The organism is Bradyrhizobium sp. AZCC 1719 (genome assembly GCF_036924525.1).
Lineage (GTDB): Bacteria > Pseudomonadota > Alphaproteobacteria > Rhizobiales > Xanthobacteraceae > Bradyrhizobium.
Map to the genome: position 1 here is coordinate 118046 of NZ_JAZHRU010000001.1, position 13037 is coordinate 131082.

General features: G+C 63.2%; 14 protein-coding genes and 1 other RNA gene. 4 read left to right on the plus strand and 11 right to left on the minus strand.

Annotated features, from left to right (window positions below; genetic code table 11):
* Nucleotides 1-38: 38 nt before the first annotated feature.
* A complete protein-coding gene (gene miaA, locus V1292_RS00600; RefSeq protein ID WP_334369837.1) occupies nt 39-995 on the minus strand; it encodes a tRNA (adenosine(37)-N6)-dimethylallyltransferase MiaA in 957 nt (318 codons plus the stop codon).
* Between miaA and serB the strand changes: the two genes are divergently transcribed.
* Nucleotides 973-1878 (plus strand): phosphoserine phosphatase SerB, encoded by a 906-nt coding sequence (serB, locus tag V1292_RS00605; protein ID WP_334369838.1) that lies wholly within the window; start codon nt 973-975, stop codon nt 1876-1878. The two genes, miaA and serB, sit on opposite strands and share 23 nt — an antisense overlap.
* A 5-nt stretch (nt 1879-1883) precedes the next feature.
* Complete coding sequence (locus V1292_RS00610) at nt 1884-2120, plus strand: DUF2442 domain-containing protein (protein ID WP_334369839.1); 237 nt, start codon at nt 1884-1886, stop codon at nt 2118-2120.
* 3 nt (nt 2121-2123) lie between these two features.
* Here the strand turns inward: V1292_RS00610 and V1292_RS00615 are convergent, their stop codons facing one another.
* The 10 genes from V1292_RS00615 to V1292_RS00660 all read right to left on the minus strand — a co-directional run bounded on the left by V1292_RS00615 (nt 2124) and on the right by V1292_RS00660 (nt 11585).
* Nucleotides 2124-3629, minus strand: a complete 1506-nt coding sequence (locus V1292_RS00615; protein ID WP_334369840.1) for a Do family serine endopeptidase — start codon at nt 3627-3629, stop codon at nt 2124-2126.
* A 281-nt stretch (nt 3630-3910) separates the two neighbouring features.
* Complete coding sequence (locus V1292_RS00620; protein WP_028350308.1) at nt 3911-4111, minus strand: DUF2065 domain-containing protein; 201 nt, start codon at nt 4109-4111, stop codon at nt 3911-3913.
* A 98-nt stretch (nt 4112-4209) separates the two neighbouring features.
* Nucleotides 4210-5121: a protease modulator HflC gene (gene hflC / locus V1292_RS00625; RefSeq protein WP_334369841.1), complete on the minus strand. Its 912-nt coding sequence runs from the start codon at nt 5119-5121 to the stop codon at nt 4210-4212.
* Nucleotides 5118-6260, minus strand: a complete 1143-nt coding sequence (hflK, locus tag V1292_RS00630) for an FtsH protease activity modulator HflK (protein ID WP_334369842.1) — start codon at nt 6258-6260, stop codon at nt 5118-5120. The genes hflC and hflK overlap by 4 nt, the downstream gene beginning before the upstream one ends.
* A 171-nt stretch (nt 6261-6431) precedes the next feature.
* Entirely contained in the window at nt 6432-6944 is a 513-nt protein-coding gene (locus V1292_RS00635; protein ID WP_334369843.1) for a dihydrofolate reductase, read from the minus strand.
* On the minus strand, nt 6944-7429 hold the full coding sequence (locus V1292_RS00640) for a GNAT family N-acetyltransferase (protein ID WP_334369844.1): 486 nt from the start codon (nt 7427-7429) through the stop codon (nt 6944-6946). Before V1292_RS00640 ends, V1292_RS00635 begins: the two co-directional genes overlap by 1 nt.
* A gap of 19 nt (nt 7430-7448) precedes the next feature.
* Complete coding sequence (locus tag V1292_RS00645) at nt 7449-8243, minus strand: thymidylate synthase (protein ID WP_334369845.1); 795 nt, start codon at nt 8241-8243, stop codon at nt 7449-7451.
* Nucleotides 8244-8416: 173 nt separating this feature from the next.
* The gene (locus V1292_RS00650) at nt 8417-9400 is read right to left on the minus strand and encodes a tripartite tricarboxylate transporter substrate binding protein BugD (RefSeq protein WP_334369846.1); all 984 of its coding nucleotides are present in this window, start codon (nt 9398-9400) and stop codon (nt 8417-8419) included.
* A gap of 111 nt (nt 9401-9511) precedes the next feature.
* Nucleotides 9512-11077 carry a tripartite tricarboxylate transporter permease gene (locus V1292_RS00655; RefSeq protein WP_334369847.1) on the minus strand — a complete coding sequence of 522 codons (1566 nt, stop codon included), beginning with the start codon at nt 11075-11077 and terminating at the stop codon, nt 9512-9514.
* A 7-nt stretch (nt 11078-11084) separates the two neighbouring features.
* The gene (locus V1292_RS00660) at nt 11085-11585 is read right to left on the minus strand and encodes a tripartite tricarboxylate transporter TctB family protein (RefSeq protein ID WP_334369848.1); all 501 of its coding nucleotides are present in this window, start codon (nt 11583-11585) and stop codon (nt 11085-11087) included.
* Between the two features lie 394 nt (nt 11586-11979).
* Here V1292_RS00660 and ssrA point away from each other — a divergent pair.
* Nucleotides 11980-12337, plus strand: a transfer-messenger RNA (tmRNA) gene (gene ssrA, locus V1292_RS00665).
* 144 nt (nt 12338-12481) lie between these two features.
* Nucleotides 12482-12997, plus strand: coding sequence for an SspB family protein (locus V1292_RS00670; protein ID WP_334369849.1), 516 nt, complete (start codon nt 12482-12484; stop codon nt 12995-12997).
* Nucleotides 12998-13037 lie beyond the last annotated feature (40 nt).

Genomic DNA, 13037 nt, shown 5'->3' on the forward strand with positions numbered 1-13037 from the left:
AGAAGGGCCGGCTCGTCGCAGCTTCTCGCAATCCGCGCTCATAGCGCTGGAACGACGGTTGCCAACCACCCCCTCGCCGCTTCCGGCGCGACCCATTCGAACTCCGGCAATTGGTGCCGGAACCAGGTGAACTGCCGCTTGGCATAGTGGCGGGTATCGGCGCGGCCGATTTCGGCGGCCTGATCGCGGGTGATCTCGCCGCGCAAATGGCGGATCAGCGCGGGCACGCCATGGGCTTTCATCGCCGGCAGCAGCGGATCGAGTTTTCGCGCGGCGAGTGCTGCGACTTCTTCCAGTGCGCCGGCTTCCAGCATCGCGCCGAACCGCGCATCGATCCGCGCATAGAGCTGGTCGCGTTCCGGCGCGAGGAACAGCGCGGTGAAATCGCCCTGCGGCAACAGCGGCGGCAGGCCTTCGCGATGCCAGTCCGGCAACGCGCGGCCGGTCGCCTCGATCACCTCCAGCGCGCGGGCAATCCGGGTGCGGTCGCGCGGCTTCAGGCGTTCGGCGGAGACGGGGTCGCGCCGCGCCAGCTCAGCGTGAAGCGCTTCGACGCCGTCGCGTTCCAGCCGGGCGCGTATGGCTTCGCGCACCTCGGCCGGGATCGGCGGCACCGCGGAGAGACCGCGCGTCAATGCCTTGAAATAAAGGCCGGAACCGCCGACGAAGATCGGCAGGCGCTTTTCCGCGCGCGCCTCTGCGAGCACCTTTCCAGCATCCGCCACCCACGCTCCGGCCGAGAAATTGACCGACGCGTCGACATGGCCGTAGAGCCGGTGCGGCACGCGCGCTTCCTCCTCCGGCGTCGGCCGCGCCGTGATGATGCGGAGATCGCGATAGACCTGCATGGAATCGGTGTTGATGACGACGCCGCCGGTCTTTTGCGCCAATTCGAGCGCCAGGGCCGACTTGCCGCTGGCGGTCGGCCCTGCGATAAGCACGGCCTTGCTCAAATCTAGCTGATACGCCTGCATGTCCCTGGTCGCCACCCTCATCTGCAATCCAGCCAATCCCGCGCTCGACTCCACCATCGTCGACGGCGCGCTGGCCGTTCTCCCCTCGCCGGGAACGGCGCAATGGCTGTTCGACGAAGTGGCAGTCGACATTCCCTTCGACAGCCAGGTCAAGAGCCCGGACGAGATCAAGGCGATCGAAACCCGCCTGCAACAGGCGCGCGGTGACCTGCCGATCGACATTGTCGTGCAGCCTGCCGCGTTCAGGCGCAAGAAGCTTTTTCTCGCCGACATGGACTCCACCATGATCGGCCAGGAATGCATCGACGAGCTGGCTGACTTCGCCGGGCTGAAGGCGCATGTCGCAGGCATCACCGAGCGCGCGATGCGCGGCGAGATCGAATTCGAGCCCGCGCTGCGCGAGCGTGTCGCGCTCCTGAAGGACCTGCCCGTCGGCGTGGTCGATGAAGTCCTGGCAAAGCGCATCACGCCGACGCCGGGAGGCCGCGAGCTGGTTGCCACCATGCGCGCCAACGGCGCCTGGACCTGCCTGATCTCCGGCGGGTTCACGCTGTTCACCCATGCGGTCGCAGCCAAGATCGGCTTCCAGGAAAACCGCGCCAATGAGTTGAAGGTGCAGGACGGCAAATTCAGCGGCGAGGTTGCCGAGCCGATCCTCGGCCGCGCCGCCAAATTGGCTACGCTCATCGAGCTTCGCGAATCCTTCGATCTCGACGAGATCGATACGCTGGTGGCCGGCGACGGCGCCAATGACCTCGGCATGATCCAGGCGGCAGGCCTCGGCGTCGCCTATCACGCCAAGCCGGCGGTGGCCGCCGCTGCCGCCGCGCGGATCGACTACGGCGACCTCACCGCGCTGTTGTACGCGCAGGGCTACCGGCGCGAGGAGTTTGTGGGGGGATAGGCCAAATGATTGATGTCGGCGATATCAGGCCGGTCTCGGTTGCCTTCACCGCCGATGAACTCGTCGTGACCCTGGCAGACGGTCGCAAGATTGCGACGCCGCTCGCATGGTATCCACGTCTCCGCGATGCCAGTGCGGCAGCGCGCGGAAACTTCGAGCTCATGGCAATGGGCATTCACTGGCCGGAACTCGACGAAGATCTCGGTATCGCAGGGATGCTCCGCGGCCGTCCCGCGACTTGACGCCTACTGCACGCCGAGTGCCACGAACCGCAATTCGCCCTCGCCGTTCGACACCAGCAGCAGCACCGATTTCTTGCCGTCCTTCTTGAGCTGATCGACGCGCTTCTTGATGTCGGCGGCGCTGGCGACCGCTTCCTGCGCTACCTCGACGATGACGTCGCCGGCGGAGAGCCGCTTGTCGGCGGCGTCGGAGGAGCCGTCGACACCGGTGATGATGACGCCTTTCACGCTCTCCTTGATCTTGTACTTCGTCCGCAGGTCCTTGCTCAGCGCGGCAAGATCGAGGCCGAGCGCCTTTTGCGTCACCGGCTTCTCGACAGGGTCTTCCTTGGTCTTGGCGGCGGCCTGCTGCACCTTTTCAGTATCCTCGAGGCGGCCGAGCGTAACCTTGCGGGTTTCCTCGTTACCCTTGCGGATGATGACGACGTCGACTTCCTTGCCGACGGCGGTATCGGCGACGACGCGGGAGAGATCCTTCGGGTCCTTGACGTCCTTGCCGTCGAACTTGACGACGACATCGCCGGGCTCGATGCCGGCAGGCTTGGCCGGCCCCTTGTCGTCGATGCCGGCGACCAGCGCGCCGCGGGCGGGCTTGATGTTGAGGCTTTCGGCGATCTCCTCGGTGACCTGCTGGATCCGCACGCCGAGCCAGCCGCGGCGCAATTCGCCGAACTGCCGGAGCTGATCAACTACGACGGCCACCGTCTTCGACGGCACCGCGAAGCCGAGGCCGATCGAACCGCCGGTCGGCGAGATGATCAGCGTGTTGACGCCGACCACTTCGCCTTCAAGGTTGAATAGCGGCCCGCCGGAATTGCCGCGGTTGATGGAGGCATCGGTCTGGATGTAGCTGTCGTACGGCCCCTGGCTGATGTCGCGGTTGCGCGCCGACACGATGCCGGCCGTGACCGAGCCGCCGAGGCTGAACGGATTGCCGATCGCAATCACCCATTCGCCGAGCCGCAGCTTGTCGGAATCGCCGAACTTCACCGCGGTCACCGGCTTCACCGGCTTGAACTTCAAGACAGCAATGTCGGTCTTCTTGTCGACGCCGACCAGTTCGGCCTTGATCTTGGTGCCGTCGTTCATGATCAAGTTGATCTCGTCGGCATCCGCGATGACATGATTGTTGGTGACGACGACGCCGGCGGCATCGACGATGAAACCGGAGCCGAGCGAATTGGTCTTGCGCGGCGGCTGCATTTCGCCGCTCTTGTCGCCGCCCTTGGGCACGGCGCCGCGCCGGTTCTTGAAGAAGTCGTCAAAAAATTCCTCGAACGGCGAGCCCGGCGGCAATTGCGGCATCGTATCCCTGCCGCCCTTGGCCTCCACGCTCTGCGAGGTCGAAATATTGACGACGGAATCGATCACCTTCTCGGCAATGTCGGCGATACCGTCCGGCCCGCGCGCGCTGGCCGGCACTGAAGCCAGCATGCTGGCGGCACCGAGCGAGATCGCAATCCCCATCAGGCGCAGGCGACTGGTCAAGGCGGGTCTGGCACCGGTCATGTCGGCTCGTCTCCAAAGGCTCAAATTTGGGCCCACAGTGCGCCCGAATGGGTCCTAGGCGCAAGCATCTGCACCTGACATTCCTGCGAAAAACGGGCGGCTCGCGGCTCACGATTTCGTTGGCGCCAGAGCTAGTTGCGGCCGTTGATTACCGTCATTCCGGGGCGCGAAGCGAAACCCCAATGTGCGATTGCACGTTGGGGAATCTCGAGATTCCCCGGTGCGCAATTGCGCACCTGAGGACTGGTCCTTCGGACCATCCCGAAAATGACCGAGGAACCTTACCGCCGCACGAACCAGATCAGAAGCAGGCCGACGACCGCCGAGACGATGCCGACGATCCGCAGGATATTGTCGGGCGTCGCCAATGCGCTTTTCATCGCCCGGCGCATCCAGGCCGGGCTGGCTGCGAACATCAGGCCTTCGAGCACAAAGAGGATGCCAACACCGATGAGGAAGTCGGCGAACGCAATGGACCTCATCGGATGGCATCCCCCCGCTATTCAAGCGCCTTTTGCTTTTATGCCGGCGAAGCGACCCCCCGCTTCGCCGTAACCTGCGTATGGTACGGGCCGGCCGTTTAAGGCTTCGGCGCCGTGGCCGCCGCGGCCGCCGCCGGCGGATGGCCCGACGGATTGGCGAAGAAGCGGAAGAACTCGGAATCGGGCCGCAGCAGGAAACGGGTGTCGTTGGAGCGCAGCCCGGTCTCATAGGCCGACATCGAACGATAGAAGGCGAAGAAATCCGGATCCCGGCCATATGCGTCGGCGAACAGCCGGTTGCGCTCGGCGTCACCCGCGCCGCGCGTCTGCTCGGCGGTCGAGTTGGCCTCCGCAATGATGACGGTCGCCTCGCGATCGGCCTTTGAGCGGATCTCCTGCGCCTTCTGGCCGCCCTGGGCGCGGAACTCGGCCGCCTCGCGTTGCCGCTCGGTCTGCATGCGCTGATAGACCGCCTGGCTGTTGGCCTCCGGCAGGTCGGCACGGCGGATACGGACGTCCACCAACTGGATGCCGTACTGATCGGCTTCCCGGTCGAGCTGCTCGCGGATGCGCGCCATCAGGCCCTCGCGTTCGTCGCGCACCACGTTGATGAAGGGGACCTCGCCCAGCACGCGGCGCAGCGCCGCGTTCAACAGCGTGGTGAGCTGGATGTTGGCCGCCTGGATCGAGCCGATGCTCTGATAGAAGCGCAGCGGATTCTTGATCCGGTAGCGGGCGAAGGCGTCGACCACGAGCCGCTTCTGGTCGGAAGCGATCACTTCCTGGGATGGATTTTCCAGATCGAGGATGCGCTTGTCGATGCTGATGACGGTGTCGATGAACGGCGCCTTGAAATTCAGGCCCGGCTCGGACACGACGTCAACGGGCCGGCCGAGCCGGACCACGAGCGCCTGCTCGGTCTGCGACACCGTGAAGACCGAGCTGTAGCCCACGATCACCACGGCCAACAGCAGGATCAGGGTGACAATACCTGCAACCGGAGACCTCATCGCGAGCCTCCCTGCTGCTGCTGCTGACCAGCCGTCGGCGGCGGACGGCGCGGCGTCAATTCGCTGAGCGGCAGATAGGGCACGATGCTCTGTGCCGAGTTGCCACCGTCATAGACCAGTTTCTCGGATCCGCCGAGAATCCGCTCCATCGTCTCCAGATAAATTCGCTGCCGCGTCACGTCCTTGGCCTTGTTGTATTCCTCGTACACCTTCATGAAGCGCGCGCTCTGGCCGATGGCCTCGGCGACCGCCTGTTCCTTGTAGCCTTCCGCGACCTGCAGGATCTGCGCGGCACGGCCGCGGGCGTCGGGAAGGATGCGGTTGGCATAGGTCTGCGCCTCGTTCTGCTGTCGCTCGAAGTCGGCGCGCGCGGCCTGCACGTCACGGAACGCGTCGATCACCTGCGCAGGTGGGTCGACCTTCTGCATCTGCACCTGCGTGATCTGGACGCCGGAACCGTAGGTATCCAGCGTCTTCTGCATCAGTTCGTGAACGCCCTGCTCGGTCAGATTGCGGGCGCCGGTGAGGATCGGCTGGATCTGCGAACGCCCGATCACCTCGCGCATCGCGCTTTCGGCCACCGCCTTCACGGTGCCTTCGGGATTCTGGATGTTGAAGAGGAAATTGCCGACGCCGTTGGGCTTGATCCGCCACAGCACCGTGAAGTCGACGTCGACGATGTTTTCGTCGCCGGTCAACATCAGGCTTTCTTCCGGCACGTCCCGCATGGTGCGGCCGCGCCGCGCCGGATCGTCGATCAGGCTCATGCCGATCGAAATGGTGGAGACGCGCAGCGCCTTCGGCAGCAGCACGGTTTCGATCGGATAGGGCAGATGATAGTTCAGCCCGGGCTCGACGGTGCGCACATGCTTGCCGAAGCGCAAGACGACGCCGAGTTCTTCCGACTGTACGCGGAAGAATCCGGACAATCCCCAGATCACCAGCGCGCCGGCCAGCACCAGCGCGATACCCATTCCGCTGAAATGGCCGCCCGGCAGAAGCTGCTGCAGCTTGTCCTGGCCGCGCCGCAGCAGATCCTCAAGATCAGGTGGCCTCGGCCCGCCCGACTGCGGACCCGAACCCCACGGTCCCTTCGGACCCGGGCCCCATGGACCCCCACCTTGATTCTTCCACGGCATGCAAACTCTCCTCCGCGAAGGCCCGGGTCCGCCTGTTTTGGGCAGGATGCCCAGCCTCGCCTATCAGCCCGGCTTTATAGGGGACCGCTAGGTCCCTTACAACGCAAGCTTCCTGCATCAAGCAGCTATGCCTGACGCCATAATTGTCAATGTAAACATTGGTTAGCGAGGTTAACCCTGTTGGCGCCGACGAAATGTCACATAGGAGAAATCGGCGCTATCGTCCGGACCGGCCGGATTCCGCAGGCGCGCCACCTCTTCCCATGCGGTGGCATCGACTGCCGGGAAACGCGTGTCGCCGTCGGGCCGGGCATGCACCTCGGTAATCTCCAGGCGATCGGCGCTGTCCATCCATTGCGCGTAGATTTCCGAACCGCCGATCACGGCGATCTCAGTGGCGAAACGTCGCAGTGCATCGCCGGTGGCGATCGCCTTCGCGTCGCTGAACGAATGGGTAACCACCACGCCATCGGCGCGAAAACCAGCGTCGCGGGTGACGACGATATTGGTCCTTCCGGGGAGCGGCCGGCCGATCGAGATGAAGGTCTTGCGCCCCATGACGACAGGTTTGCCCGAGGTCAGCGCCTTGAAGCGCGCCATGTCGGATTTCAGCCGCCACGGAATGGCGCCCCTGGCTCCGATCACGCCGTTCTCGGCGACCGCGACGATGAGAACGATTTCCATCAGCGCTCCCCTTGCGCTAACGCGCGCAGCGCCGGACCGCCGACCCGGCACACCGTCCACTCGTCCATCAGGACCGCGCCGAGCGACTTATAGAATTCGATCGACGGCGTATTCCAGTCGAGCACCGCCCACTGCAAGCGCGACCAACCGTTCGCCACGCATTCCCTCGCGAGATGCACCAGGAGCGCCTTGCCGATTCCCTTACCGCGCAGCGCCGGGCGGACGAACAGATCTTCCAGATAGATGCCGGAGCGACCGCTGAAGGTTGAAAAATTCACGAACCAGACCGCGAAGCCGGCCGGCTCTCCGTCCCACTCGGCGATTTCGCAGAACAGGCGCGGATTGGCGCCGAACAGCGCCGCATCGATACCGGCCTCGGTCGCTTCCACTTCGTGCAGCAGCTTTTCGTATTCGGCGAGTTCGCGAACGAAGGACAGGACAAGTCCCGCTTCGCCCGGGCGCGCACGGCGGATCGTCAGCGACATCAGATGCTCACACCGCTGGTCATACAGCCACTTCGGCCTTGATGTGCGGGTGCGGATCGTAGCCTTCGAGCGCAAAATCCTCGTAGCGGAAGGCGAAGATATCCTTCACGTCAGGATTGATCTTCATGACCGGCAACGGCCGCGTCGGCCGCGTCAGTTGCAGCCGCGCCTGATCGAGGTGGTTGGAGTAGAGATGCGCGTCACCCAGCGAGTGCACGAAGTCACCGGGCTTCAGTCCGGTCACCTGCGCCACCATCATCGTCAGCAATGAATAAGACGCGATGTTGAAGGGCACGCCGAGGAACACGTCGGCCGAGCGCTGATAGAGCTGGCAGGAGAGCTTGCCGTTCGCAACATAGAACTGAAACAGGCAGTGACAGGGCGGCAGCGCCATCTTGTCGACGTCGGCCGGATTCCAGGCGGTCACGATCAGCCGCCGTGAATCCGGGTTACGCCTGATCATGTCGATGACGTTCGAAATCTGGTCGATGCTGCGCCCGTCCGGCGCCGGCCACGAGCGCCATTGCGATCCGTAGACCGGGCCGAGATCGCCGTTGGCGTCGGCCCATTCATCCCAGATCGAAACGCCGTGATCCCTGAGATATTTGATGTTGGTGTCGCCGGCCAGGAACCAGAGCAATTCATGCACGATCGCCTTCAGCGGCAGCCGCTTGGTGGTCAGCATCGGAAAACCGGCCGAGAGATTGAACCGCATCTGATGACCGAAGATCGACAGCGTGCCGGTGCCGGTGCGGTCGTGCTTCTCCGCGCCGTCGCTGAGGATACGTTCGAGCAGGTCGTGGTACTGGTTCATGGCTGGTGCTTCAGGCCTCTTCGGAACGGCGAATTTAACGGCCGGGACATCCGATCGACACGCCGATTCGGCTTCGCACCCCGATTATACCCGGAAAAATGATCGCTCTCCGAACAAACGACAAGGGGCGGAACCCGCGTTCCGCCCCTCGCCTATCCGTCTGATTACAGGGATTAATTCACCGGCTTGACCACCGGTGTCCACTTCGCGATTTCGCTCTTCACCAGCGTTCCCAGCGCCGCCGGCGTACGATCGGCGGCAGGCGGTATGACGCTGCCGAGTTCGAGCAGGCGCTTGCGCACATTCTCGTCGTCGAGCGCCTTGACGATCGCAGCGTTCAACTTGGCGACGACATCCGGGGGCGTTCCCTTCGGCGCGAAGATCGCGTTCCACGCCTGGGCCTGGAAGGCCGGCAGGCCAGCCTCGGCGGTGGTGGGAACATTGGGCAAGGACGGGTTACGCTCCGGCGTCGCCACGGCATAGGCCTTGATGGTGCCGCCGTTGATCTGCGGCACGGCATTGACGATCTGGTCGCACATGTAGTCGACCTGACCGGCCACCAGCGCGTTCATCGCCGGACCGGTGCCGTTGAAGGGAACGCCGATCGGCTTGACGCCCAGAACCGAGTTCAGCAGTTCGCATGATACGTTCGAGACCGAGCCGACGCCGGCATGCGCCGCGTTGACCTTGGACTCGTTCGCCTTGACGTAGGCGATGAATTCCTTGAGGTCCTTTGGCGCAAGATCCTTGCGCGCCAGGATCAGGATCGGCGTGCCGGCGAGCAGTCCGACCGGCTCGAAGTCCTTTTCCGGGTGATAGGCGAGCTTGGGATAGAGCGGCACAGAAGCCGCATGCGTGCCCATATGCCCCGTGATCAGCGTATAGCCGTCATTGGCGGCGCGCGCGGCGCGGGTGGTGGCGGTGGTGCCGCCGGCGCCGACCACGTTTTCGATGATGATGGTTTGACCGAGCGTCTGCGCCATATGGCCGGTGACGATGCGCGCGATGACGTCCGTCGGTCCGCCCGCCGCAAACGGCACGATCATGGTGATGTTGCGCGTCGGATAAGTCTGAGCTTGAGCCTGCGAAGAAAATAAGCCCAGCCCCGCAAGCACTGCCAGAAAACTGCTCGCAAGCGAGCGACCGTACAAATTCATTTTGATCTCCGCGATCCGTTGCAATGCCGAGCCCCCCGGCCGGCATTTTCCATGGCATAGAAAATTAGCCCGAAGTCGACCAGACTTCGGGCTGCGGCGCACCGACGCAGGTCAGTTCTCCGATTCCACAAACACCTCATCGCGCTTCTTGCGCAGCGACGGCAGCACCGCAAGGATAAGCAACGCGGCTGCAATCGCCATCAATACCGCCGACAATGGGCGCGTCAGGAAGACTGACCAGTCGCCGCGCGAAATCAGCAGTGCGCGGCGCAGGTTTTCTTCCATCAGCGGCCCGAGCACCATCCCGAGCAGCAACGGCGCCGGCTCGAAATCGTGCTTGATAAGCCAGTAGCCGACCAACCCGAACGCACCAGCGATCATGACGTCGGTTGGCGCGTTGTTCACGGAGTAGATGCCGATACAGCAGAAAACCACGATCGAAGGGAACATCAACCGGTACGGCACGCGCAACAACCGTACCCATATCCCGACCAGTGGCAGGTTGATGATCAGCAGCATCAGGTTGCCGACCCACATCGAGGCAATCATGCCCCACACCAGGTCCGGTTGTTTCTGCATCACCTGGGGACCGGGCACGATGCCGTGAATCGTCATTGCGCCGACCATCAGCGCCATCACTGCGTTCGGCGGAATACCAAGCGTCAGCAATGGAATGAACGAAGTCTGGGCTGCGGCATTGTTGGCACTCTCGGGTGCTGCGACGCCGCGGATTTCGCCATGACCGAACTTCGACGGATCTTTCGCGACCTTCTTCTCGAGCGTGTATGCCGCGAATGATGCGATCACGGCGCCGCCGCCCGGCAGAATGCCGAGAATCGATCCGAGCACGGTGCCGCGCAAGATCGCAGGGGCTGTCTCCTTGAGATCCCTCCGCGTCGGCATCAGTCCCGACACCTTCTCCTGGACCAGCTTGCGATCGGTTTCGCCGCCGGCGTCGAGATTGCGAATGATCTCTGCAAAGCCGAACAATCCCATCGCCAGCGTGGCAAAGCCAAGACCGTCAGCCAGTTCGGGAATGTTGAAGGCCATGCGAGACGCACCGGTCTCGATGTCGGATCCGACCATCGAAAGCAGCAGGCCGAGCACGATCATCGCGATCGCCTTCAGCACCGAGCCTTTCGCGAGCACGACCGCGAAGATCAGGCCGAGCACCATCAGCGAGAAGTATTCGGCAGGTCCGAACGCCAGCGCTATCCTGGTGAGCGGCGCACCCAGCAGGGCAATCAGCACGGTCGCGACGCAGCCAGCGAAGAACGATCCGATCGCGGCAATCGCGAGCGCCGGACCGGCGCGGCCTCTTTTCGCCATCTGGAAGCCGTCAAGCGCGGTGACCACCGAGCCGGCCTCACCTGGAATGTTGACCAGGATCGACGTGGTCGAGCCGCCATATTGCGCGCCGTAATAGATGCCTGCCAGCATGATCAGTGCGCCTACCGGGGGCAGGCCAAAGGTGATCGGCAGTAGCATGGCCACCGTGGCGATGGTGCCAATGCCGGGCAGCACGCCAACCAGCGTACCGACCAGTGCGCCGATCAGGCACAGCAGAATATTGACCGGGATCGGAATGGAAATTCCGCCAAGGAAGGCGGGTGTCCACTGCACGAACTGGAAAACGACGCCGAAGCCGAGTCCAAGATTTGTAAAGATATCTCCCATCGCACCCTCACCGGATCATGAAAGTCGGCAGGAGCTGCAACGGCAGTCCGAGCGCGTACGGAAACAGCAGGCTGCAAAACGTCGTCAGGCAGACGGCAACGATCAGCGTTTCCTTCCACCGGGTCTCTGGTGACCCGCATGCCGCGATCAAGAAGGCGGCCATGGCGGCAAAGATCATTCCCATGGGTCGGATCGTGAAGGCAAACGTCAAGATCGCGATCGTCACGAAAAACGGTCCCCGCCAATGGTATTTCGCAAGGTGCGGACCTTCGGTGACAACGCCGACGGCGGTAATGAGGGCGCCTAGTCCCAGCAGCAAAAATCCGAACATCCGCGGCGCGGTACCGGCGCCGAACGAAAACCCGCGCATGCCCTGCAAGTCGCTTGACGCCCAAAGAGCGAACACGGCAATCGCCATCAAGGCAATTCCGCCGACAAACTCCTGCGGGTTGCGAACCCATTTCGGCATGATGGATTTGACCGGCGCATGGCCCGGCGTAGCATTCATGGATATCTCTCCTCCCCAAGACAGGCTTCGCGCCCGTTTGCTTGGATAACCTGGATACTTGTCCCGGAAACTGCCTAGCGACTTTCGTCAGACAACGCCAGCAAAACCCAAAGCACTCCAGCGCCAACGGTAAACGGAGCGGCCAAAGCCGCCATCAGACCCATAAAGAGCATACAGATCGCAACTTTTCCGGTTGGCGCGTTGCAACACACGCGAGCGAATTGCCGATCACCTTACGAAGGGCGAACGCTGGGGATGGCGGCGAACTGCGCATAATTAGTGCAACGAACGTGACCGGCACATTTTGGAATCGTCGAATCCGTGACGAAACCGCAACTGAGCGACAGCAAACCGAAAGTTGGGGGCCATGTTCCCCTCCTGTTCAGCGCCTTTGGCCCTGTCTTTCTCCGAACCTGCACCCTATATTGGGGGTGCCGGTTCGCCGGCTATGGAAATAAATGACCGTCGCAATAAACCATTCGGACCCGGGGGCAGTACCCGGCGCCTCCACCCAAGCCCACCCTCCCCGTGGTGGGTTTCGGCGGGGGCGAACCAGGATCGACGAGGGCGTAAAGGACGAGTTTTTTCCCGGTATTGTTCCGCCGTTATCGGGCTATGCAATAGTTGCAAACGACAACTATGCTCCGGTTGCTCAGGCTGCGTAACGCAGTTTGAAAGACCGATCTAAAGTCCTAGCGGGTTAAGCTCCGCTAGGCGGGGTTCGGAGGCACCTGGCAACAGAAGCCTCCACTTAATTCTCTTCATTTCCGGCCGACGGGAGCCGTTGCTGCAAAATCGATCCGTCGCGCCTGCTGACCTGCGGCTCCCGCCGGGGTAGCATAGGGGCAAAGGGGCGAGTCGGGGGACCGGCGGCCATAAAACCTGACAGGACGACCATGGCGACCGATCACATCCGTTATGACGTGCTGGCGCGCGACGCGCTGCGCGGAGTGCTGCGCCGCGTGCTGGCTGACGCGGCCGAACACGGCCTGCCCGGCGAGCATCATTTCTTCATCACCTTCCTGTCCACCGCCGACGGCGTGAAGCTGTCGCCGCGGCTGTTGGCGCAATATCCGGAAGAGATGACGATCATCCTGCAGCATCAGTTCTGGGATCTGGTGGTGACGGAGGATCGTTTCGAGGTCGGCCTGTCGTTCGGCGGCATTCCCGAGCGGCTGGTGGTGCCCTTCGCGGCGATCAAGAGCTTCCTCGATCCGTCGGTACAGTTCGGCCTGCAATTCGAGCCGTCGGAAACGGCGGCAGAAGCGCCCGCGGCGAAGGTGCCGGCGGTTTCCGCGCCGTCCGCCCTGCCCATCGCCGCGCCGGAGCCCGCCCCGGAAATCGAGGACGAGCCGGCAAAGACGAGCGAAGGCGCTGAGGTGGTGCGACTGGATCGTTTCCGCAAGAAATAATCTAAGCGCGAGAAACTCCGCTACGCTGTAGTGTACGCGT

Bases quoted from the DNA above. Each gene is read 5' to 3' on its own strand.
- serB (WP_334369838.1), top strand. From the start codon at position 973: ATGTCCCTGGTCGCCACCCTCATCTGCAATCCAGCCAATCCCGCGCTC.
- miaA (WP_334369837.1), bottom strand. From the start codon at position 995: ATGAGGGTGGCGACCAGGGACATGCAGGCGTATCAGCTAGATTTGAGC.
- V1292_RS00610 (WP_334369839.1), top strand. From the start codon at position 1,884: ATGATTGATGTCGGCGATATCAGGCCGGTCTCGGTTGCCTTCACCGCC.
- V1292_RS00615 (WP_334369840.1), bottom strand. From the start codon at position 3,629: ATGACCGGTGCCAGACCCGCCTTGACCAGTCGCCTGCGCCTGATGGGG.
- V1292_RS00620 (WP_028350308.1), bottom strand. From the start codon at position 4,111: ATGAGGTCCATTGCGTTCGCCGACTTCCTCATCGGTGTTGGCATCCTC.
- hflC (WP_334369841.1), bottom strand. From the start codon at position 5,121: ATGAGGTCTCCGGTTGCAGGTATTGTCACCCTGATCCTGCTGTTGGCC.
- hflK (WP_334369842.1), bottom strand. From the start codon at position 6,260: ATGCCGTGGAAGAATCAAGGTGGGGGTCCATGGGGCCCGGGTCCGAAG.
- V1292_RS00635 (WP_334369843.1), bottom strand. From the start codon at position 6,944: ATGGAAATCGTTCTCATCGTCGCGGTCGCCGAGAACGGCGTGATCGGA.
- V1292_RS00640 (WP_334369844.1), bottom strand. From the start codon at position 7,429: ATGTCGCTGACGATCCGCCGTGCGCGCCCGGGCGAAGCGGGACTTGTC.
- V1292_RS00645 (WP_334369845.1), bottom strand. From the start codon at position 8,243: ATGAACCAGTACCACGACCTGCTCGAACGTATCCTCAGCGACGGCGCG.
- V1292_RS00650 (WP_334369846.1), bottom strand. From the start codon at position 9,400: ATGAATTTGTACGGTCGCTCGCTTGCGAGCAGTTTTCTGGCAGTGCTT.
- V1292_RS00655 (WP_334369847.1), bottom strand. From the start codon at position 11,077: ATGGGAGATATCTTTACAAATCTTGGACTCGGCTTCGGCGTCGTTTTC.
- V1292_RS00660 (WP_334369848.1), bottom strand. From the start codon at position 11,585: ATGAATGCTACGCCGGGCCATGCGCCGGTCAAATCCATCATGCCGAAA.
- V1292_RS00670 (WP_334369849.1), top strand. From the start codon at position 12,482: ATGGCGACCGATCACATCCGTTATGACGTGCTGGCGCGCGACGCGCTG.